The organism is Kitasatospora sp. NPDC087861 (assembly GCF_044742585.1).
GTDB lineage: Bacteria > Actinomycetota > Actinomycetes > Streptomycetales > Streptomycetaceae > Kitasatospora.
In genome coordinates this window covers 273,168-291,536 of sequence record NZ_JBIUUS010000006.1, presented here as the reverse complement: position 1 = coordinate 291,536, position 18,369 = coordinate 273,168, and the positions used below count along the sequence as shown (strand labels likewise).

The window sequence follows — 18,369 nt, the reverse complement described above, 5'->3', positions numbered from 1 at the left end:
GCACCGCACCCGGAACCGCGGACGGAACAACGAGAAAGCCCCGCAGATCCGTAGATCTGCGGGGCTTCGCTGTGCGCGAGGGGGGAGTTGAACCCCCACGCCCTTTCGGGCACTGGAACCTGAATCCAGCGCGTCTGCCTATTCCGCCACCCGCGCATGGGTGTCGTCTTCGTTGCCGACCGATCTTCGGAACCGCTCGGTACCATGTGGTCTTCGCGTTTCCTTGGAGCGGCTTCCCTTGCGGGCGGCCCTTCCGACGTGGAAAACAGTAGCACGACCCGGGGGACCGCTCCGAATCCGTTCTTCGGCGGGCCGAACCGCATCCGAACGGATGCACGACGAACGGGTGAGCGAGGGATGGGAGCCCGTCCGGACGGGCACACCTGGCGTGCCGTACCCGGTATGCGTCACCCTGTGTGTCCGAGCCCACCCCCGGGCACCACGCTGTCCGGGAACCGTACGGAAGGGCCCGGCGTGGATACGATCAGTACGGAAGTACCGCAAGTAGGCACGACCGACTCCCGGGTGGGATCCGGTCGGCAGGCAGGCGAACGAACCCTGGAAGGGGGTGCCCCATGGGAGTGCTGAAGAAGTTCGAGCAGCGACTTGAGGGTCTCGTCAACGGCACCTTCGCCAAGGTGTTCAAGTCCGAGGTCCAGCCCGTGGAGATCGCCGGGGCGCTGCAGCGCGAGTGCGACAACAACGCGAGCATCTGGAACCGCGACCGCACCGTCGTGCCGAACGACTTCATCGTCGAGTTGAGCCCGCACGACCACGAGCGGCTCAGCCCCTACTCCGGGCAGCTGGGCACCGAGCTGGCCGGCATGGTCCGCGAGTACGCGGAGGCCCAGCGGTACAGCTTCATGGGCCCGCTCCAGGTGAACCTGGAGAAGGCCGACGACCTGGACACCGGGCTGTACCGGGTGCGCAGCCGCACCCTGGCCGCCGAGGAACAGCAGCAGTACGCCCCGCAGCAGCCCGGCTACGACCGCCAGCCGGCCGCCCCGGCCCCCGGCGCACCGTGGCAGCAGCAGGGCGCCGGCCAGTTCAACGCGCCCCCGCCGCCACCGGCCGCGCCCCCGGCGATGCCCCCTGGCCCGCCCGCGACGTCCGGCGGCAACGTCCGCGCGTTCCCCGGCTCCGGCCACGGCGCCTCGGTCCGCCGCTGGATCGAGGTGAACGGCGCCCGCCACCAGATCACCGGCGCGGCCTGCGTGCTCGGCCGCTCGACCGAGGCGGACGTGCGGATCGACGACCCCGGGGTCTCCCGCAAGCACGCCGAGATCCGCCCCGGCACCCCTTCGATGGTGCTCGACCTGGGATCCACCAACGGCATCGTGGTGGACGGCCAGCACACCCAGCGCGCTACGCTCCGCGACGGCTCCCGCATCGTCGTGGGCTCCACCACCATCGTCTACCGACAGGTCGAAGGGTAGTGTCCGAGTTGTTCGCGCGCCTCGCTCACCGACAGGCGGGCCGGCCATGTCAGAACTGACCCTCACGGTCATGCGGCTGGGCTTCCTGGCCGTGCTGTGGCTGTTCGTCATCGTCGCGATCCAGGTGATCCGCAGCGACCTGTTCGGGACCAAGGTGAACCCCCGGTCCTCCCGTCGCGGCGCCGCTGCGCCCTCGGGCGGTGCCGCCACCACGGCCGCCACCGGGCGCGCCACGCCCGCCCCGGCCGCCGCCGCCGCGGGCCAGACCCAGGGCGGTGGCCGCCGCCGCGGCGCCCCGACCCAGCTCGTGGTGGTGCAGGGCTCACTGGCCGGCACCACCGTCGCACTCCAGGGCCAGACCATCACCCTGGGCCGTGCGCACGACTCCACCATCGTGCTGGACGACGACTACGCGTCCTCCCGGCATGCCAGGATCTATCCGGATCAGACTGGGCAGTGGACGGTCGAGGATCTAGGCTCCACCAACGGCACCTATCTGGACCGGCAGCGCCTGACCGCGCCCACCCCGCTCCAGCCGGGCATGCCGATCCGTATCGGCAGGACCGTCATCGAACTGCGGAAGTAGTAGCGCATGAGGGACAGCATCCCGTCCATGACCCAGAGGGGGGCACAGGTCGCATGACCCTGGTGCTGCGCTTCGCCGCCGGCTCCCACAAGGGACTGATCCGGGAGGGGAACGAGGACTCCGGCTACGCCGGGCCGCGGCTGCTGGCCGTGGCCGACGGCATGGGCGGCGCGGCGGCCGGCGAGGTCGCGTCCTCCGAGGTGCTCGGCTCGATCGTCCGGCTGGACGAGGACGTGCCGGGCGCCGACCTGCTGACCCTGCTGGGCAACGCCGTCCAGGGCGCCAACGACCGGCTCCGGCAGATGGTCGAGGAGGACCCGCAGCTGGAGGGCATGGGCTGCACGCTGACCGCCATGCTCTGGACGGGCCAGCGGATGGGCCTGGTGCACGTCGGCGACTCCCGCGCCTACCTGCTGCGTGACGGTTCGCTGGTGCAGATCACCCAGGACCACACCTGGGTGCAGCGCCTGGTCGACGAGGGCCGGATCACGCCGGAGGAGGCCGAGACCCATCCGCAGCGCTCGCTGCTGATGCGGGCGCTCGACGGCCGCGGCCAGGTCGAGCCCGACCTGTCGATCCGCGAGGTCCGCGCCGGCGACCGCTACCTGATCTGCTCCGACGGCCTCTCCGGCCCGGTCAGCCACCAGACCCTCCAGGACACCCTCGGCAGCTACTACTCGCCCGAGCAGACCGTGCAGGAGCTGATCCAGCTCGCGCTGCGCGGCGGCGGTCCGGACAACATCACCTGCATCGTGGCGGACGTCATCGACGTCGGTGCCACGGACACCATGAGCGGCCAGTTCAACGACGTCCCGGTGGTGGTCGGCGCGGTCGCCGACACCCCGCCGTCCTCGACCGCCGCGGACCGCTCGATCGCCGACACCCCGGCCGGCCGCGCGGCCGGCCTCGGGCGCGCCCCGCAGGGCGCCTTCGGCCCGGCCGAGGGCTACGGCGCCGCCCAGGGCGGCTTCGGCCCCGCCGAGGGCTACGAGGGGGAGTACGACGGCTACGGCTCCGGCGAGCCCTCGGTGTACGGCACCGAGGAGTTCGACGAGGAGGCGCCCCCGAAGCGCAGGCGCCGGGGCCTCACCGTCTCGCTCGCCGTCCTGGTCACCCTCGGCCTGCTCGGCGGCGCCGGGTTCTTCGGCTACCAGTGGACCCAGGACCAGTACTACGTCGGCGAGGACGGCGACCACGTCGCGGTCTACCAGGGCATCAACCAGAACCTGGCCGGCCTGAGCCTGTCCTCGGTGCACACCTCGTACAAGGACGTCGAGCTCCGGTACCTGCCGCAGGACCAGCGCGGCCACCTCGGCAAGACCATCTCGGTCGGCAGCCTGAACGACGCCAACACGACCGTCCAGGAGCTCGACGGCTGGGTCAAGCTCTGCAAGAAGGTCGCCGACGCCCGGGCCAACCCGGCCGCGCAGGGCACCCCCCAGACGACGCAGGCCACCCACGCCGCGTTCCTGGCCACCACGCCCACCCCGGGCGAGAAGACCCGCGGCCCGGCGGCGGCGGCCCCCACCAGCACCCCCCAGGCCACCCCGACCCCGACCGCCCCGAGCACGCCGGCCCCCGCGCCGAACGCCACCGCGCCGAACACCGGCTCGACCGGCGAGCTGCCCGGGCTGACCGAGGAGGAGCGCAGCCGGGCCGACTCCTGCCCGAAGCAGTGACCTCCGTGATCCGACATAGGCCCGCCCCGAGCGGGGCTGCCGGCCGTCAGGGAGCGGTCACCACGTGAGCACCTACGACCTGAGCGGCGACTCCGGCCGGGCCGGCCGACGCCGGACGGCGGCCGAGCGCGCCACCGGCCGACGCCGGGGCAACACCACCATCTCCCCGCAGGGCGCGCCGAACCGGCGCAACACCGAGCTGGCCCTGCTGGCCTTCGCCGTCGTGCTGCCGATCCTCGCGTACGCCAACGTGGGCCTCGCGATGGACTCCGCACTGCCCGCCGGCATGCTCGGCTACGGCCTCGGCATGGGCGCGCTGGCCCTGATCGCACACCTGCTGGTGCGCCGCTTCGCGCCGTACGCGGACCCACTGATACTGCCGATCGCCACCCTGCTGAACGGGCTCGGCGTGGTGATGATCTGGCGGCTCGACAAGGCCGGCAAGCTGTTGACCGCCAACTTCCCGGCGGCCCGGAACCAGCTGATCTGGTCGGCCCTCGGGATCGGGCTGTTCATCGCCGTGATGGTCTTCCTGAAGGACCACCGGGTGCTCCAGCGCTACACGTACATCTCGATGGTGGCGGCCCTGGTCCTGCTCGCCGCGCCGGCCTTCTTCCCGGCCCGGGCGGAGGACTTCGGCGCCAAGATCTGGATCCGGCTGGGCGGCTTCTCCATCCAGCCCGGCGAGTTCGCCAAGATCATCCTGACCGTGTTCTTCGCCGGCTACCTGATGGTCAAGCGGGACGCGCTGGCGCTGGCCAGCCGCCGCTTCATGGGCCTGTACCTGCCGCGCGGCCGCGACCTCGGCCCGATCGTCGTCATCTGGCTGCTCAGCCTGCTGATCCTGATCTTCGAGAACGACCTCGGCACGTCCTTCCTGTTCTTCGGCCTGTTCGTGGTGATGCTCTACGTCGCCACCGAGCGGACCAGCTGGATCCTGTTCGGCCTGCTGATGTCGGTCGGCGGCGCGGTCGCGGTCGCCATGACCACCAGCCACGTCAAGGTCCGCATCGACGCCTGGCTGGACCCGATGGCCGCCTTCGGCCCGCACCCGCCGACGGGCGCCACCGAGCAGATCGGCCAGTCGCTGATGGCGCTCGGCTCCGGCGGGGTGACCGGCTCGGGCCTCGGCCAGGGCCGCTCCTGGCTGATCAACTTCGCCGCCAAGAGCGACTTCATCCTGGGCTCGTTCGGCGAGGAACTCGGGCTGGCCGGCCTGATGGCGATCTTCCTGCTGTACGCGCTGCTGGTGCAGCGCGGCCTGCGCACCGCCCTCGCCGCCCGCGACCCGTTCGGCAAGCTGTTCGCCGTCGGCCTCGCCTCGGCGATGGCGATCCAGGTCTTCGTCGTGGCCGGCGGCGTCACCGGACTGATCCCGCTGACCGGTATGACCATGCCGTTCCTCGCCCAGGGCGGTTCGTCCGTGGTCGCCAACTGGGCGCTGATCGCGATCCTGCTGAAGATCAGCGACAGCGCGCGACGACCCGGGGTCGAACCGGCCCCGGCCACCGAGGGCCAGGGAGGACCCGCCCGATGAACAAGCCGATCCGCCGGGTCTCGATCTTCTGCCTCGTCCTGATCCTGGCCCTGATGGTGCGCACCAACTGGGTGCAGGGCGTCCAGGCCGAGTCCTGGGCCACCAACAAGAACAACAAGCGCCAGCAGTACGACCGATACGCCCACCCGCGCGGCAACATCATCGTCGGCGGCCAGCCGGTCACGAAGTCCGACTTCGTCAACGGCCTGCGCTACAAGTACAAGCGCTCCTGGGTCGACGGCCCGATGTACGCCCCGGTCACCGGCTACTCCTCCCAGGTCTTCGGCTCCAACCAGCTGGAGAGCCTGGAGGACGGCATCCTCTCCGGCACCGACGACCGGCTGTTCTTCCGCAACACCCTGGACATGCTGACCGGCGAGCAGAAGCGCGGCGGCGACGTCGTCACGACGATCAACGCCAAGGCCCAGAAGGCCGCCTGGGACGGCCTGGGCGACAAGAAGGGCGCCGCCGTCGCGCTGGACCCGAAGACCGGCGCGATCCTGGCCCTGGTCTCCACCCCGTCCTACGACCCGGGCACCATCGCCGGCAGCGAGAGCGGTGACTCCAAGGCCTGGACGGACCTCAACGCGGACCCGAACAAGCCGATGCTGAACCGGGCGCTGAAGGAGACCTATCCGCCCGGCTCGACGTTCAAGCTGGTCACCGCGACCGCCGCGTTCGAGAACGGCCTGTACCAGAACATCAACGACGCCACCTCGACCCCGGACCCGTACAAGCTGCCCGGCACCAACACCGTGCTGAACAACGAGAGCCCCACCGAGCGCTGCGAGAACGCCACGCTCAAGTCCGGCATGGACCAGTCCTGCAACACGGTCTACGCCAAGATGGGCGCCGACCTCGGCAAGGAGAAGATGCGGGCGCAGGCGGAGAAGTTCGGCTTCAACAGCACGATCGACACCCCGGTCCGCTCCGAGAAGAGCATCTTCCCGGACAGCGCGAGCCTGGACGGCACCGCGCAGGACTCGATCGGCCAGCACGACACCCGCGCCACCCCGCTGCAGATGGCCATGGTCTCCGCCGCGATCGCCAACAACGGCAGCCTGATGCAGCCGTACCTGGTCGACCAGGAGCGCTCGGCCTCGCTGACCACCATCTCCAAGCACACCGAGAAGCAGTTCTCCCAGCCGATGAGCCCGAGCACCGCGCAGAAGATGCAGGACCTGATGGTCTCGGTGGTGGAGAACGGCACCGGCAAGAACGCCAAGATCCCCGGCCTGCAGGTCGGCGGCAAGACCGGTACCGCGCAGCACGGCGAGGACAACGCCGGGCTGCCGTTCGCCTGGTTCACCTCCTGGGCCAAGACCTCCGACGGCCAGTCGGTCGCGGTCGCGGTCGTGGTCGAGGACGGCTCCGACAACCGCGACGGCATCAGCGGCGGCCGGCTGGCCGCCCCGATCGCCAAGGCGGTGATGCAGGCCGTGCTCGGCAAGTAGGGAGGGGGCCCGGTGGTGAGTCGAATGTCACGATCGGCACCCTCGTCCGGATACCGGTCTGGTATCGGCCGACGGCCGACTCCGGCCCGGCGCGGTACGACCGGTAGCGTATCCGCCAGCAGCGGGTGTGCCCGTTGCCGCCCGCGAGACGGCGCACGGCCCTGCCGGAGAACCGGTCGAGGCCCGCGCGGCGTCACCCAGAGCGTGCGGGGACACCTACGTCACAACCTCACCGGCGGGTGAGGGAGAGGGTCGGAACTATGGAAGAGCCTCGCCGCCTCGGCGGCAGGTACGAGCTCGGCGGCGTCCTAGGACGCGGCGGCATGGCCGAGGTGTACCTCGCCCATGACACCCGGCTCGGCCGTTCCGTCGCAGTGAAGACGCTCCGGGCCGACATGGCCCGGGATCCGTCGTTCCAGGCCCGCTTCCGCCGCGAGGCGCAGTCCGCGGCGTCCCTGAACCACCCCGCGATCGTCGCCGTGTACGACACCGGCGAGGACTACATCGACGGCATCTCCATCCCGTACATCGTGATGGAGTACGTCGAGGGGTCCACCCTGCGCGAGCTGCTGCACTCCGGCCGCCGGCTGCTGCCGGAGCGCGCGCTGGAGATGACCATCGGCATCCTGCAGGCGCTGGAGTACTCGCACCGCGCCGGCATCGTGCACCGCGACATCAAGCCGGCCAACGTGATGCTGACCCGGCAGGGCAACGTCAAGGTCATGGACTTCGGCATCGCCCGCGCGATGGGCGACGCCGGGATGACCATGACGCAGACCTCGGCCGTCATCGGCACCGCCCAGTACCTCTCCCCCGAGCAGGCCAAGGGCGAGCAGGTCGACGCCCGCTCCGACCTCTACTCCACCGGCTGCCTGCTCTACGAGCTGCTGACCGTCCGCCCGCCGTTCGTCGGCGACTCCCCGGTCGCGGTGGCCTACCAGCACGTCCGGGAGGAGCCGCAGCCGCCGTCCGTGTTCGACCCCGAGGTGCGCCCCGAGATCGACGCGATCGTGCTGAAGGCGCTCGCCAAGGACCGCGACTACCGCTACCAGTCCGCCGACGAGATGCGCGACGACATCGAGCGCTTCCTCGACGGCCTGCCGGTGGCCGCCGCCCAGCAGGCCGCCGCGTACGGCATGGGCGCCGCCGGGTACGGCTACGACCAGAACGGCTACCCGCAGCAGCACGACCCGTACGGCCAGACCAACGTGCTCCCGCAGCAGCCCGGCGGCGGCCCGACCACCGTCCTGCCGCAGGCCGGCGGACAGCCCGGCTACGGGCCGCAGGGCGGCTACCAGGACGACGGCTACGGCCAGACCTACGCCGGCGGCCCGTCAGGCGGCGGTCCCGACGACGGCTACGGCCGCGAGGGCGGCCGGCGCGGCGAGGAGCCGCCGAAGAAGAGCAACACCTCCTGGATCGTGCTGGCGGTGGCCGCCGTGCTGGTCCTGGTCGGCACCTTCTTCGTGGCCCAGGCCATGTTCAACGGCAACGGCGCCAAGGACACCCCGAAGGTCTCCGTGCCGAACCTGGTCGGCAAGAGCCTGGCGGACGCCAAGACGGCCGCCGCCGCGGCCGGTCCCAAGCTCGTGGTGACCGAGGGCGACAAGATCGCCTGCCCGGACGCCAACATCAAGAAGGACCAGGTCTGCACCCAGAACCCGGTGGTCGGCGGTCAGGTCGCCGAGAACGCCACCATCACGGTGCAGATCTCCTCGGGCCCGGCCAAGACGCCGGTGCCTAGCGTGATCGGCAAGACCAAGGACCAGGCGACGAAGGCGTTCAACGACGCGGGCTTCACCAACGTCACCACCGAGTACAAGGACGACGACACCGCCCCGCAGGAGACGGTCACCGCCCAGGATCCGGCGTCCGGCTCGGCCGACCCGGGCGCACCGGTCAAGCTGACCGTCTCGCAGGGCAAGGCGAAGCTGCCCGTGCCGAACGTGGTCGGCATGCAGAAGGAGGTCGCGCAGGCCCAGCTGGAGGGCCAGGGCTTCCAGGTCGACGCCTCGAAGACGGCACAGACCAACGACCCGACCAAGGTGAACACCGTCGCCCAGCAGTCCGTCCCGGCCGGCACCAAGGCCCCGGCCAACACGAAGATCACGCTGACGGTCTACAAGGCGCAGGACAAGCCCCAGGTCCCGGCGCTGCAGAACGTCAAGCTGTCGGATGCCATCTCGCAGCTGACGAAGGCCGGTCTGGGCTTCACGGTGGTGTCCGGTCCCTCGGACCCGAACGCCACCGTGATGAACACCAACCCGCCGGCCGGCACCCAGCTGGACCCGAACACCCAGGTGCAGCTCGTCACGAAGCCGGCCGATCCACCCAAAGGGGGCGACCCCCTCCCCCCCGTCCCCCCGACACCCTCCAACACCAAAGGGGGAAACAACTAAGCCCTGGTTCCCCTGGTTCTGAGGCCTGGTTGTCCTGAGCAGGAACGCCCGAGGGCCCGTCGCAACGACTGCGACGGGCCCTCGGGCGTTCTCCGCGGAGCTCAGGAGGAGCGCAGCTCCGGCGGCGGGGTGCGCTTGGCGTCCACGTCGTCCACCCGGACCAGGCTCCCCCAGACCGCCATCCGGTAGCGCGACGTGTACACGGGCGTGCAGGTGGTCAGCGTGATGTACCGGCCGGGGCCGGCGTAGCCCGAGCCGACCGGGACGGGCGCGACGATGCCGGTGTCGTACTTGGAGGCCTCCGGCAGGGTGTTGTCGACCCGGTAGACGTACCACTTGTCCTTGGTCTCGACGACGATCGCGGCGCCCTTGTGGACGGCGTCCAGGTCGTGGAACTTGGCGCCGTGGCCGTCCCGGTGGGCCGCCAGCGCGAAGTTGCCGGCCTCGTCCCAGGGCATCGCGGCCCGGTAGGGCTGCTCGTACACCCCCGCCACGCCCTCGGCCAGGGTGCCGCTGTCGGTGCCCATCCGGATCAGCACCTGGTAGTCCTTGCCCATCGCCGGGACGTACAGGAAGCCGACCGCGTCCCCGGCCGCGTACGGCGCGGTGGGCGTCGCGCCGGGCGTCTTGCCGGGCGTCGCGCCGGGCGTCGCGCCGGGCGTCGCGCCGGGCGTCTCGCCGGGGGCCGCCGAGGGGGTGCCGGTCGGGCTCGCGGCCCAGGTGTCGCGCAGTCTGCCGGAGGCCGCGGCCGCCGAGCGGTCCGCCTCCACGTTGGTCCACCACAGCGAGTAGGCGACGAACAGGCCGAGCACCAGGCCCAGAGTTATCAGGAGTTCGCCGAGGACGCCGAGCGCGGCCAGCGCGCGGCCGCGGCCGCGCCGGGCGGGCGCCGGGCCGGGCCGGGGCGGCGGGAAGGCCTCCTCCTGTGGCTCGGCCGACTGCGCGGTCTCGTCCGTCATCTCCGGTGCTCCCCCTTTGTGCCGGGTGCGCGGGCGGCTACCCGCCCGTGATCGCGGCCGGCTTGCCTTGGCTGCGCGGCCGTTCCTCGGTCATCTTGCCAAACACGATGAGGCGGAACTTGGAGGTGAACTCGGGCGTGCAGGTGGTCAACGTGATGTAGCGGCCGGCGCCCGCGTACCCGGCGCCGTTGGGGACCGGCTTGATCACGCTCACGTTGCTGGGGGAGGTCTCCGGGATGCCGCCGGTGATCTCGTAGGTGTAGTACGCCGTGGCGGTCTCCACCACGACCTTGTCGCCCTTGCCGAGCTGGTTGATGTACCGGAACGGCTCGCCGTGGGTGTTGCGGTGCGCGGCCAGCGCGAAGTTGCCCGCCTTGTCGGCCGGCATCCCGGTGCCCGTGTAGTGGCCGACCAGGCCCTTGTCGAGCACCGCCGGCTTGGAGGTGCCCTCGGCGATCGGGAACTTCAGCCCCAGCTTGGGCAGGTAGATGATGGCGAAGCCCTTGCCGGGCTCGAACGCCTCCGGCTTGGCCGGGTCCGGGGCCGGCTGCCCGGGCTTGGGCGGCGCCTGCGCGGCGTCGAACTGCTGCTCCAACTGGTTCCGGGCACCGGAGGCGGCCGCGTCGGCCTGCACGTTGGTCCACCAGAGCTGGTACGAGACGAAGAGCAGCATGACCACGCCGAGCGTGATGCACAGCTCGCCGACGAGCCGCGCGGTCACCACGGCCGCGGACTCCTTGGGCCGCACCCGCGCCCCGGCACCGCGGCCGGCCGCCCGGCGCCGCCCCACGCCCGCGCGCACGGAGGTCCGGCCCTGGGCGGCCCGCCGCCGTTCGGCCCGGCCGCCGGTGGGCGGGGCCGGCTCGGCGACCGGCCCGCCGACGTCGAGGGGCAGGCGAAGCTGCAGGGTCTGGTCGGGCAGCCACGGGTACTCGGGGCCGGACGCGGCGGGCTGCTCGGCCTGCTCGTACACGCCCCAGGCGTCCTCGGCGGCACCCTGCCCCGGCTGGGCCTGCCCCGGGTACGGCCGGTCGCCGTAGTGCTGTCCGTTGCCGTACTGGCCGTTGTCGTACTGTCCGTTGCCGTACTGGCCGTTGCCGTACTGCGCGCCGCCGTACGGCTGCCCCTCGTACGGGCCCGCCTCCGGCTGGTAACGCCCCTCCGGACGCAGCGCGGTCACGCCGCTCAGCCCCGGCCGATCACCGGGGCGAGCCCGGCCGACCGGTCCACGGCCCGTGGGTCGCCGCACTCCGCCAGCCAGTTCGCGAGCATCCGGTGCCCGCCCTCGGTGAGCACCGACTCGGGGTGGAACTGCACGCCCTCGACGGGGAGTTCGCGGTGCCGCAGGCCCATGATCACGCCGCTGCCGGTGCGCGCGGTGACCACCAGCTCGTCCGGCACCGTGGCCGGGTCGACCGCCAGCGAGTGGTACCGGGTGGCCGTCATCGGCGAGGGCAGGCCCTCGAACACCCCGCCGTCCTCGTGCTCGACCAGCGAGGTCTTGCCGTGCAGCAGCTCCGGCGCCCGGCCGACCACCGCGCCGTACGCGACCGCGATCGACTGCAGGCCCAGGCAGACGCCGAACACCGGCAGCCCGATCCCCGCGCAGTGGTGCACCATCGCGATGCAGACGCCGGCCTCCTCGGGCGCCCCGGGCCCGGGGGAGAGCAGCACCCCGTCGAAGCCCTCCTCGCCCGAGCGGCGGACGGCGTGCTCGACGGTCACCTCGTCGTTGCGCACCACCTCGCAGGTGGCGCCGAGCTGGTACAGGTACTGGACCAGGTTGAAGACGAAGCTGTCGTAGTTGTCCACGACCAGGATGCGGGGCGCGGTCGGCTGGGTGGTCATTCTCGCGTGGTCTCCGTGGGATGCGGGGCAGGGTCGGCTGGGTGGCGGAGCAGGGCCGCCGGGTCAGCCGGCCGCGGCACCGTCGCCGCCGTCCACTGTGACGTCACCGAAGGGGAGCAACGGTTCCGCCCACGGGAAGACGTAGGTGAAGAGGAGGTAGACGATCCCCACGACGAGGAGCAGCGAGATGACGGCGCGAACCAGGGTGTTCCCCGGGAGGTGACGCCAGATCCAGCCGTACATGGTGCTCCCTCGACGTAGCGGACTGGGGTCAAGAGTAGACCCGGGATCAACGACCGCGGGGCCGGTCCGCTACTGCTGCCCGCCCGCCGACCGCAGCTCGGTGGTGCCGGAGTACCCGGGGAGGGTCAGGTCACCGCTCTCCTGGACCTTCCAGCCGAGCCCGTAGGCCTGGACGTACTTGAGGTAGGTGCGGATCGTCGGGTCGGCGTCCACGGCGGCCTTCAGGCCGTCCGTGCGGCCGACCGCCTTGACCACGTACGGCGGCGAGTAGACCCGGCCCTGCAGGAGCAGGGTGTTGCCGACGCAGCGGACGGCGCTGGTGGAGATCAGCCGCTGGTCCATCACCTGCACGCCCTCGGCGCCGCCCCGCCACAGCGCGTTGACCACGGCCTGGATGTCCTGCTGGTGGATGACCAGGTCGTTGACGCCCGGCTCGGGGACGCCCGGGATGCGCGCGGTGGCGTTCGGCGGGGCGTCGTTGAGGGTGACGGTCAGGCCGCCGCCCTGCAGCGGCTCCAGGGCCGCGCCGAGCCGCAGGCCGTCCAGTCGGGCCGCGTCGGCGGGGTTGCCGCTCTGCTGCCCGGTGAGCTCCTGCGCGCGGGCCTGGAGGTCGGCCAGCTGGGACTGCGCCTGCTGGTTCTGCGCGCTGCGCTGGCGTATCACGTCGCCGAGGCTCAGCAGCGAGTTGTCGGTCCGCAGGTCGGTGCCGCGGGCGGTCTGCGCGCTGATGTAGAAGAGCAGTCCGGCGAGTGCGAAAACCGCGCACGTCAGGGCACGTCCGACAATTCGGGTGCCGGAGCGGCGGGTACTGGTCGGCCGAGGGGGAATCGACAAATTAGGCACCGTACCCTTATCTCCTTAAGACCCGCCGAGCCACTACGCTAACGGACGCCGGTGGCATGTGCGGGAGCGGTCCCATGCGTTCCGCACAGCCCACCACCCGCCTACCGACCCCCCGCTGCACCTCTGCGCGGTCTCACAGCGCATCGACAGGAGAGCTCCTCGTGCCGAAGTCTCGACTCCGCAAGAAGTCCGACTACACCCCGCCGACGACGGCCACGGTGAAGATCAGTTCGGGCCGCAGTTGGGTCGCACCGCTGATGCTGGCACTGTTCCTGATCGGCCTGGTCTGGATCGTCACCTATTACGTGACCAGCGGCAGCTACCCGGTCGAGAGCTGGCGGAACTGGAACATCCTGGTCGGCTTCGGCTTCATCGCCGCGGGGTTCGGCGTCTCCACCCAGTGGAAGTGACGCCCCGCTCTTCCTGAGGCCCTTCCCGGGCCGCCTCCGCCGCTCCGGATCGCTCGCCCTGGGCGGCGGTCCGGCATGCCCGAACTCGGGCGGGAAACCGGTCGGCTATCCCCACAATCGGACTGTCACGCTTATCCACATGGTTATCCACACTGGGGAAAAGTCTCCCCAGCCTGTGGATAACTTTGCGGCCGCGAACTTTCCACAGCTGTGCACAACCCCCGGGGAACGGGAAAACCGCACAGCAGGACGCGCGTAGAACAGCAGTCCACACCCGGGGCGGCACACAGCCTGTGCACAACCCCGCACCCGCTGTGGACAAACACCCCGCGGCGTCACGCGCCGTAGCGGGCCATCCCGATCAGCAGCATCGCCGCCACCACGGCCGCCGACCCCGCCACCGCCAGCCCCTGCACCAGGCCGCGGCGCTCGCGCGGGGCGTACATCAGACCGGCCGCCGTCAGCGCGCCCACCACCAGACCGCCGATGTGCGCCCGCCAGTCGATGACGTCCGTCCGCGCGAAGGTGATGACCAGGTTGAAGACCAGGAACGCCATCACCGGGGCGACCGGGCCCCGGCTGCGCAGCTGCAACACCACCGTGGCGCCGATCAGCCCGAAGATCGCCCCGGAGGCGCCCACGGTGTTCATCGAGTTGCCGGCCAGCAGGAAGGCGAAGGTGCTCCCCGCCAGGCCGGAGAGCAGGTAGAGGGCCAGGAAGCGCAGTCGGCCGAGCGCCTCCTCCAGCGCGGGGCCGATCCAGAGCAGGACCAGCATGTTCATGCCGACGTGCCACCACTGGAGGTGCACGAAGGTGGCGGTCAGCAGCCGGTACCACTGGCCCGGGCCGTCGGCCACGCCGCTCGGGCCGCCCAGGACGGCCCGCCCGGCGCTGAACAGCGACCAGGTCTCGCCCAGCCGCGGCGCGAGCACGTAGGCGGCCAGTACGAAGACCACCACGTTGATCCCGACCAGCGCCCTGGTGACCAGCGCGCCGTCCGGCGCCAGCGCCCCGCCGAACCGGGTGGTCGCCTGCCGCATCCCGGCGTGCCCGTCCCCGACGCACTCCGGGCACTGGAAGCCCACCGAGGCGCCCACCATGCACTGCGGGCAGATCGGGCGCTCGCAGCGGGCGCAGGAGACCCCGGTGGCCGTCTGCGGGTGCCGGTAGCAGCCGGTCAGCATGAGGTGTTCCCTTCCCGTACACGACCGCCGAAATCGCCAGCCTACTGCGGCCGGGCCGGCGCCGGGCGCCCCCGGAACCTCTTCCGAACCCCGCGTACGGCCCACTCCGACATGCCGATGGGCAAATCAGCATGCATGATCAGCATTCAGGTGGATATGTGCATAAAGGACGCCACCCAGGAGGAGAGAACTCGTGACCTTTTCGGACTCGGCCCGTGAGACGGCCGCCAAGACCCGGGACACCGCCGTGCAGCTCGCGGACGGCGCCAAGCACCGTCTGGGCCCCGCCCTGGACACCTTCGGTCCGAAGGCCGCCCAGGCCGCCCACGGGCTCCGTGTCCACTACGACCGGCACCTCGCCCCGCAGTTCGGTCACGCCTTCGCCAGCCTGCCGCCCGAAGCCCAGCAGAACGCCCTGAAGGCCTTCCACCGGGCCCAGGAGGCCGCCCTGGCGGCCCGCCTGTCCGCCGCCCGCGCCGCCGACCAGGCCCGCTCCACGGTCGGCCCCAGGGTCGCCCAGGCCGTCGAGGAGGCCCGCGCCGCCGTCACCCCGGTCGCCCACGAGGCCCAGACCCGGGGCGCCGCCGCGCTGACCGCGCTGCAGGGCCACGTCACCTCGGCCGAGATCAGCGAGCTCGCCGCCCGCAACGCCAGGAAGGAGCGGTGCAACGGCTGGGCCACCGGCCTCGCCGTGGCCGGCGCGCTGGCGATCGGCAGCGGCGTCCTGGCCTGGCAGTGGTGGCGCCGGCACAGCAGCCCGGAGTGGCTGGTCGAGCCCCCGGCCGACCGGCCCACGGGCGCGCACGCGGCCGACGCGGCGGCCCCGGCACCGGTCAACGGCACCTTCCCGGACGCCGCCGGCCCGCAGAGCGCCCCGCCCGCCACCGCCGGGCCCGGCACGGAGCCCGGCAAGCCCGACGACGACCGCCCCAAGCCGCACGACCCGCGCAAGCCGCACTGACCCGGCGCCCCGACCCGCGCGTGCCCACGTCGGTGCTGAGGTCGGCGCTGACGTGAGCCGGGAAACGCGAAAGCGGCTGACCCGCTGGTGCAGGTCAGCCGCTTCGCGCGTGCTGTGGAGCATAGGAGACTCGAACTCCTGACATCTGCCTTGCAAAGGCAGCGCTCTACCAACTGAGCTAATGCCCCTCGACGGCACCGCGGGTGCCGACGGGCACTAGCGTACCGGGTTCCGGCGCTTTTCCCAGCGCCCTCCCCCGGGGCCGACCGGAGCTGCCGCCGAGGCGGCGTCCGGGCGGTGCCTGGGGTCCGGCCGATCCGGTCGGATGACCGGGCCGGCCGGCCCGGGAGGCGCGCTCGGGCGCCTCCGAAGATCGTCGATCGTCAGATCGTCCGGGGTTCAGCGACCGGCCGGAACCGGGTCGGTGGCCTCGGTCCACAGGTCCTGCTCGGCGCGGTCCGCCTGGACCTGACGGTAGACAAAGAAGCCGCCGAGGGCGACCAGGGCGACCAGGAGAAGCTTCTTCACCGCGGGACCTCGTCCTTCTTGCGTTGATGGACTCAAGAGCCGGTGCTCCGGCCGGACTGACCGGGCCGACGAGTCCAGTTGTGTTTCGAGCGCGAGCGGGCTGCCGGGTGCCAGACTGCCCTTGCGGCCGATGATACACACCGGTGTCCCAATCGTGACCAGCCACCGCTGCGGCCAACCCGGCGGTCCGGACGAAGGATTGACGCAGCACCTCCTGCCGTACGGTCGGCCCGCGCGGGCCGGGCCCTACGGCGTGCCCGACGGGCGCTTCGGCAGGCGGTCGGACGGGCGGTTCGACGGCGCCACCACCACGGCCTTCCCGCCCGCCAGGTCCACCCTGGTCCGGGGCGGCGCCCCCTCGCCCTCCTCGTCGCGCAGCATCAGGGTGCTGCCGCGTTCGTCCAGCTCGTGCTGCTTGCCGGCGGCGAACTGCGCGTGCAGTTGCTCGAAGCCGGTGGCCGAGATCCGCCCCTCCCGACCGGTCCCCCGCCACGGCACCCAGCGCGACCGGCACGCCCGTAACGCGAGCTGGTCGACCACGGCGAGCACCAGCAGGGCGCAGACCAGTCCGGGAATGCTCATCGCCCAGAAGACCGCCACGTCGTCACCATCCCTCCACACGTCCCCTCCCCGGAGAACAGCCGGGCGGGACACGCGGTTCCCGGAGCGGCCGGGGAAACGCCGAAGGGCCCGGAGTACATGACTCCGGGCCCTTCGCGGTGGTGGGCCTAACAGGACTTGAACCTGTGGCCTCTTCCTTATCAGGGAAGCGCTCTAACCGTCTGAGCTATAGGCCCTTGCCGCACTGAAAGATTAGCGGACCGATGGCCGATCTCCCAAATCCGGGTCGGCGGGGCCCGCGGCGGGGACCCCGGTGACCAGCTGCGGCACTCCCGCGGCCGGGCGCAGCAACCACTCCTCGCGGGTCGACGGGAGGCCGGCCGCTCCCTGCTCGGTGCTGCGGACGGCGAGGATCTGGTTGATCCCGATCCGGTTCTGCTCGAAGGCGAGCGCGCTGGCCGCCATGTACAGCCGCCAGACCCGGGCCCGACCGCGGCCGACCAACTGGACGGCCTCGGTCCAGTGCGCCTCCAGGTTGGCCACCCACTCGCGCAGGGTCAGTCCGTAGTGCTCGCGCAGCGACTCGACGTCCCGGACCTCGAAACCGGCCTCCTCCAGCCGGGCCACCGTGGAACCGACGGGGGAGAGCTCGCCGTCGGGGAAGACGTAGTGATCGATGAAGGGGCTGGTGCGGTGCGGCTCACCGGGGTGGTCGGGGCGGCGGGCGATCTGGTGGTTGAGCAGCCGGCCACCGGGCACCAGCAGCCCGTAGAGGCCCTCGGCGTAGACCCGGTACTGCTCGGACCCGACGTGCTCGGCCATCCCGACGCTGGAGATCGCGTCGAACGGGCCGTCGACGATCTCCCGGTAGTCCTGGAGCCGGACCTCCACCCGCCCGGCCAGGCCGGCCTCCTCGACCCGCCGACGGGCCAGCGCGACCTGCTCCCGCGAGATGGAGACACCGACGGCGGTGACGCCGTAGTGCTCGGCCGCGTGCAGCAGCAGCGAGCCCCAGCCGCAGCCGACGTCCAGCAGGCGCATCCCGGGCCGTAGGCCGAGCTTGCGGCAGATCAGGTCGAGCTTGGCCTCCTGGGCGGCCTCCAGGCTCTTCGCCTCCGGCGCCCAGTAGGCGCACGAGTAGACCATGGAGGAGCCCAGTACGAGCCCGTAGAAGTCGTTCCCGACGTCGTAGTGGTGGCTGATGGCCGCGCGGTCCCGGCTGCGGCTGTGCAGCCGCCCGCGGGCCTTGCGGACCTCCTCCGGGGGCGGCGTGGGCTCGGGGCCGAGCGCCCCGGCCCGCAGCGCGGCCGCGAGGACGCGGCGGCCGTTCGCGCCGAGCACGTCGCGCGGGCCGAGGTCGAGGCGGCGGATCTCCGGCCGCTCGGCGAACCGCCCGACGGCCGACAGCACCTCGTAGAGGTCCGTGCCGGGGGCGATCTCCAGGTCTCCCGCGACGTAGGCCCGGGCCAGGCCCAGCTCACCCGGCTGCCAGAGCAGCCGGCGCAGCGCCCGGCGGTTGCGCAGGACCACGGTGGGGGCTCCCGGCGGCCCCGCGACGCTGCCGTCCCAGACCTGTACCCGCAGCGGTACCGGGACCCCCAACAGCCCGTCCAGGGCCTCGACCAGTTGACCTGCGAGCTTCGCCACCGCGCGCCTCCGTCCAGCCGTCCTACGGAACGTCATCCGACCCGGTCGGGCGGACCGGGGGCGGCCTGCGGCACTCCCAGGCGTGGACCGGGCG

Annotated in this window: 17 protein-coding genes and 3 tRNA genes; 8 read left to right on the top strand and 12 right to left on the bottom strand. The window is 71.9% G+C overall.

All coding sequences use genetic code 11. The annotated features are described in order from the left end of the window. Positions 1 to 72 precede the first annotated feature (72 nt). Positions 73 to 156: transfer RNA gene (locus ACIOJE_RS12250), tRNA-Leu, on the bottom strand. A 419-nt stretch (positions 157 to 575) separates the two neighbouring features. Here ACIOJE_RS12250 and ACIOJE_RS12245 point away from each other — a divergent pair. The 6 genes from ACIOJE_RS12245 (at position 576) to pknB (ending at position 9,091) form a co-directional block, all read left to right on the top strand. Then, positions 576 to 1,436 carry an FhaA domain-containing protein gene (locus ACIOJE_RS12245; protein WP_400775475.1) on the top strand — a complete coding sequence of 287 codons (861 nt, stop codon included), beginning with the start codon at positions 576 to 578 and terminating at the stop codon, positions 1,434 to 1,436. Positions 1,437 to 1,482: 46 nt separating this feature from the next. After that, positions 1,483 to 2,022, top strand: a complete 540-nt coding sequence (locus ACIOJE_RS12240; protein ID WP_400664918.1) for an FHA domain-containing protein — start codon at positions 1,483 to 1,485, stop codon at positions 2,020 to 2,022. Between the two features lie 53 nt (positions 2,023 to 2,075). Continuing rightward, a complete protein-coding gene (locus ACIOJE_RS12235; RefSeq protein WP_280673915.1) occupies positions 2,076 to 3,701 on the top strand; it encodes a PP2C family serine/threonine-protein phosphatase in 1,626 nt (541 codons plus the stop codon). 160 nt (positions 3,702 to 3,861) lie between these two features. Next, positions 3,862 to 5,238, top strand: a complete 1,377-nt coding sequence (locus ACIOJE_RS12230; RefSeq protein WP_280674108.1) for an FtsW/RodA/SpoVE family cell cycle protein — start codon at positions 3,862 to 3,864, stop codon at positions 5,236 to 5,238. Then, a complete protein-coding gene (locus tag ACIOJE_RS12225; RefSeq protein ID WP_280673914.1) occupies positions 5,235 to 6,692 on the top strand; it encodes a penicillin-binding protein 2 in 1,458 nt (485 codons plus the stop codon). Before ACIOJE_RS12230 ends, ACIOJE_RS12225 begins: the two co-directional genes overlap by 4 nt. 260 nt (positions 6,693 to 6,952) lie before the next feature. Next, a complete protein-coding gene (gene pknB, locus ACIOJE_RS12220) occupies positions 6,953 to 9,091 on the top strand; it encodes a Stk1 family PASTA domain-containing Ser/Thr kinase (protein ID WP_280673913.1) in 2,139 nt (712 codons plus the stop codon). A gap of 101 nt (positions 9,092 to 9,192) precedes the next feature. Here the strand turns inward: pknB and ACIOJE_RS12215 are convergent, their stop codons facing one another. The 5 genes from ACIOJE_RS12215 to ACIOJE_RS12195 form a co-directional block, all read right to left on the bottom strand. After that, positions 9,193 to 10,050, bottom strand: a complete 858-nt coding sequence (locus ACIOJE_RS12215; RefSeq protein ID WP_400775471.1) for a class E sortase — start codon at positions 10,048 to 10,050, stop codon at positions 9,193 to 9,195. Between the two features lie 37 nt (positions 10,051 to 10,087). Beyond that, entirely contained in the window at positions 10,088 to 11,230 is a 1,143-nt protein-coding gene (locus tag ACIOJE_RS12210) for a class E sortase (protein ID WP_400775469.1), read from the bottom strand. Between the two features lie 5 nt (positions 11,231 to 11,235). Continuing rightward, positions 11,236 to 11,898, bottom strand: coding sequence for an aminodeoxychorismate/anthranilate synthase component II (locus ACIOJE_RS12205; protein ID WP_280673910.1), 663 nt, complete (start codon positions 11,896 to 11,898; stop codon positions 11,236 to 11,238). A gap of 63 nt (positions 11,899 to 11,961) precedes the next feature. Continuing rightward, positions 11,962 to 12,141 carry a hypothetical protein gene (locus ACIOJE_RS12200; protein ID WP_280673909.1) on the bottom strand — a complete coding sequence of 60 codons (180 nt, stop codon included), beginning with the start codon at positions 12,139 to 12,141 and terminating at the stop codon, positions 11,962 to 11,964. A 69-nt stretch (positions 12,142 to 12,210) separates the two neighbouring features. After that, a complete protein-coding gene (locus ACIOJE_RS12195) occupies positions 12,211 to 12,975 on the bottom strand; it encodes a DUF881 domain-containing protein (RefSeq protein WP_400775467.1) in 765 nt (254 codons plus the stop codon). A 170-nt stretch (positions 12,976 to 13,145) separates the two neighbouring features. Between ACIOJE_RS12195 and crgA the strand changes: the two genes are divergently transcribed. Beyond that, entirely contained in the window at positions 13,146 to 13,394 is a 249-nt protein-coding gene (gene crgA, locus ACIOJE_RS12190; protein WP_280673908.1) for a cell division protein CrgA, read from the top strand. A gap of 335 nt (positions 13,395 to 13,729) precedes the next feature. Here the strand turns inward: crgA and ACIOJE_RS12185 are convergent, their stop codons facing one another. Next, positions 13,730 to 14,578 carry a rhomboid family intramembrane serine protease gene (locus tag ACIOJE_RS12185; protein ID WP_400775463.1) on the bottom strand — a complete coding sequence of 283 codons (849 nt, stop codon included), beginning with the start codon at positions 14,576 to 14,578 and terminating at the stop codon, positions 13,730 to 13,732. 193 nt (positions 14,579 to 14,771) lie between these two features. Between ACIOJE_RS12185 and ACIOJE_RS12180 the strand changes: the two genes are divergently transcribed. Next, entirely contained in the window at positions 14,772 to 15,539 is a 768-nt protein-coding gene (locus tag ACIOJE_RS12180) for a DUF5324 family protein (protein ID WP_400775460.1), read from the top strand. A gap of 115 nt (positions 15,540 to 15,654) precedes the next feature. Here the strand turns inward: ACIOJE_RS12180 and ACIOJE_RS12175 are convergent. From ACIOJE_RS12175 to ACIOJE_RS12155, 5 genes are all read right to left on the bottom strand, one after another. After that, positions 15,655 to 15,727, bottom strand: a tRNA-Ala gene (locus ACIOJE_RS12175). Positions 15,728 to 15,938: 211 nt separating this feature from the next. Continuing rightward, positions 15,939 to 16,067 carry a DLW-39 family protein gene (locus ACIOJE_RS12170; RefSeq protein WP_014137031.1) on the bottom strand — a complete coding sequence of 43 codons (129 nt, stop codon included), beginning with the start codon at positions 16,065 to 16,067 and terminating at the stop codon, positions 15,939 to 15,941. Positions 16,068 to 16,313: 246 nt separating this feature from the next. Then, the gene (locus tag ACIOJE_RS12165) at positions 16,314 to 16,649 is read right to left on the bottom strand and encodes a DUF6191 domain-containing protein (RefSeq protein WP_400775514.1); all 336 of its coding nucleotides are present in this window, start codon (positions 16,647 to 16,649) and stop codon (positions 16,314 to 16,316) included. 138 nt (positions 16,650 to 16,787) lie between these two features. Further along, a tRNA-Ile gene (locus tag ACIOJE_RS12160) sits at positions 16,788 to 16,864 on the bottom strand. A gap of 16 nt (positions 16,865 to 16,880) precedes the next feature. Then, entirely contained in the window at positions 16,881 to 18,275 is a 1,395-nt protein-coding gene (locus ACIOJE_RS12155; protein WP_280673905.1) for a cyclopropane-fatty-acyl-phospholipid synthase family protein, read from the bottom strand. Positions 18,276 to 18,369 lie beyond the last annotated feature (94 nt).

Excerpts from the sequence above, each read along its gene's own strand:
- ACIOJE_RS12245 (WP_400775475.1), top strand. The coding sequence starts at position 576 with ATGGGAGTGCTGAAGAAGTTCGAGCAGCGACTTGAGGGTCTCGTCAAC.
- ACIOJE_RS12240 (WP_400664918.1), top strand. The coding sequence starts at position 1,483 with ATGTCAGAACTGACCCTCACGGTCATGCGGCTGGGCTTCCTGGCCGTG.
- ACIOJE_RS12235 (WP_280673915.1), top strand. The coding sequence starts at position 2,076 with ATGACCCTGGTGCTGCGCTTCGCCGCCGGCTCCCACAAGGGACTGATC.
- ACIOJE_RS12225 (WP_280673914.1), top strand. The coding sequence starts at position 5,235 with ATGAACAAGCCGATCCGCCGGGTCTCGATCTTCTGCCTCGTCCTGATC.
- pknB (WP_280673913.1), top strand. The coding sequence starts at position 6,953 with ATGGAAGAGCCTCGCCGCCTCGGCGGCAGGTACGAGCTCGGCGGCGTC.
- ACIOJE_RS12215 (WP_400775471.1), bottom strand. The coding sequence starts at position 10,050 with ATGACGGACGAGACCGCGCAGTCGGCCGAGCCACAGGAGGAGGCCTTC.
- ACIOJE_RS12205 (WP_280673910.1), bottom strand. The coding sequence starts at position 11,898 with ATGACCACCCAGCCGACCGCGCCCCGCATCCTGGTCGTGGACAACTAC.
- ACIOJE_RS12200 (WP_280673909.1), bottom strand. The coding sequence starts at position 12,141 with ATGTACGGCTGGATCTGGCGTCACCTCCCGGGGAACACCCTGGTTCGC.
- ACIOJE_RS12185 (WP_400775463.1), bottom strand. The coding sequence starts at position 14,578 with ATGCTGACCGGCTGCTACCGGCACCCGCAGACGGCCACCGGGGTCTCC.
- ACIOJE_RS12165 (WP_400775514.1), bottom strand. The coding sequence starts at position 16,649 with ATGAGCATTCCCGGACTGGTCTGCGCCCTGCTGGTGCTCGCCGTGGTC.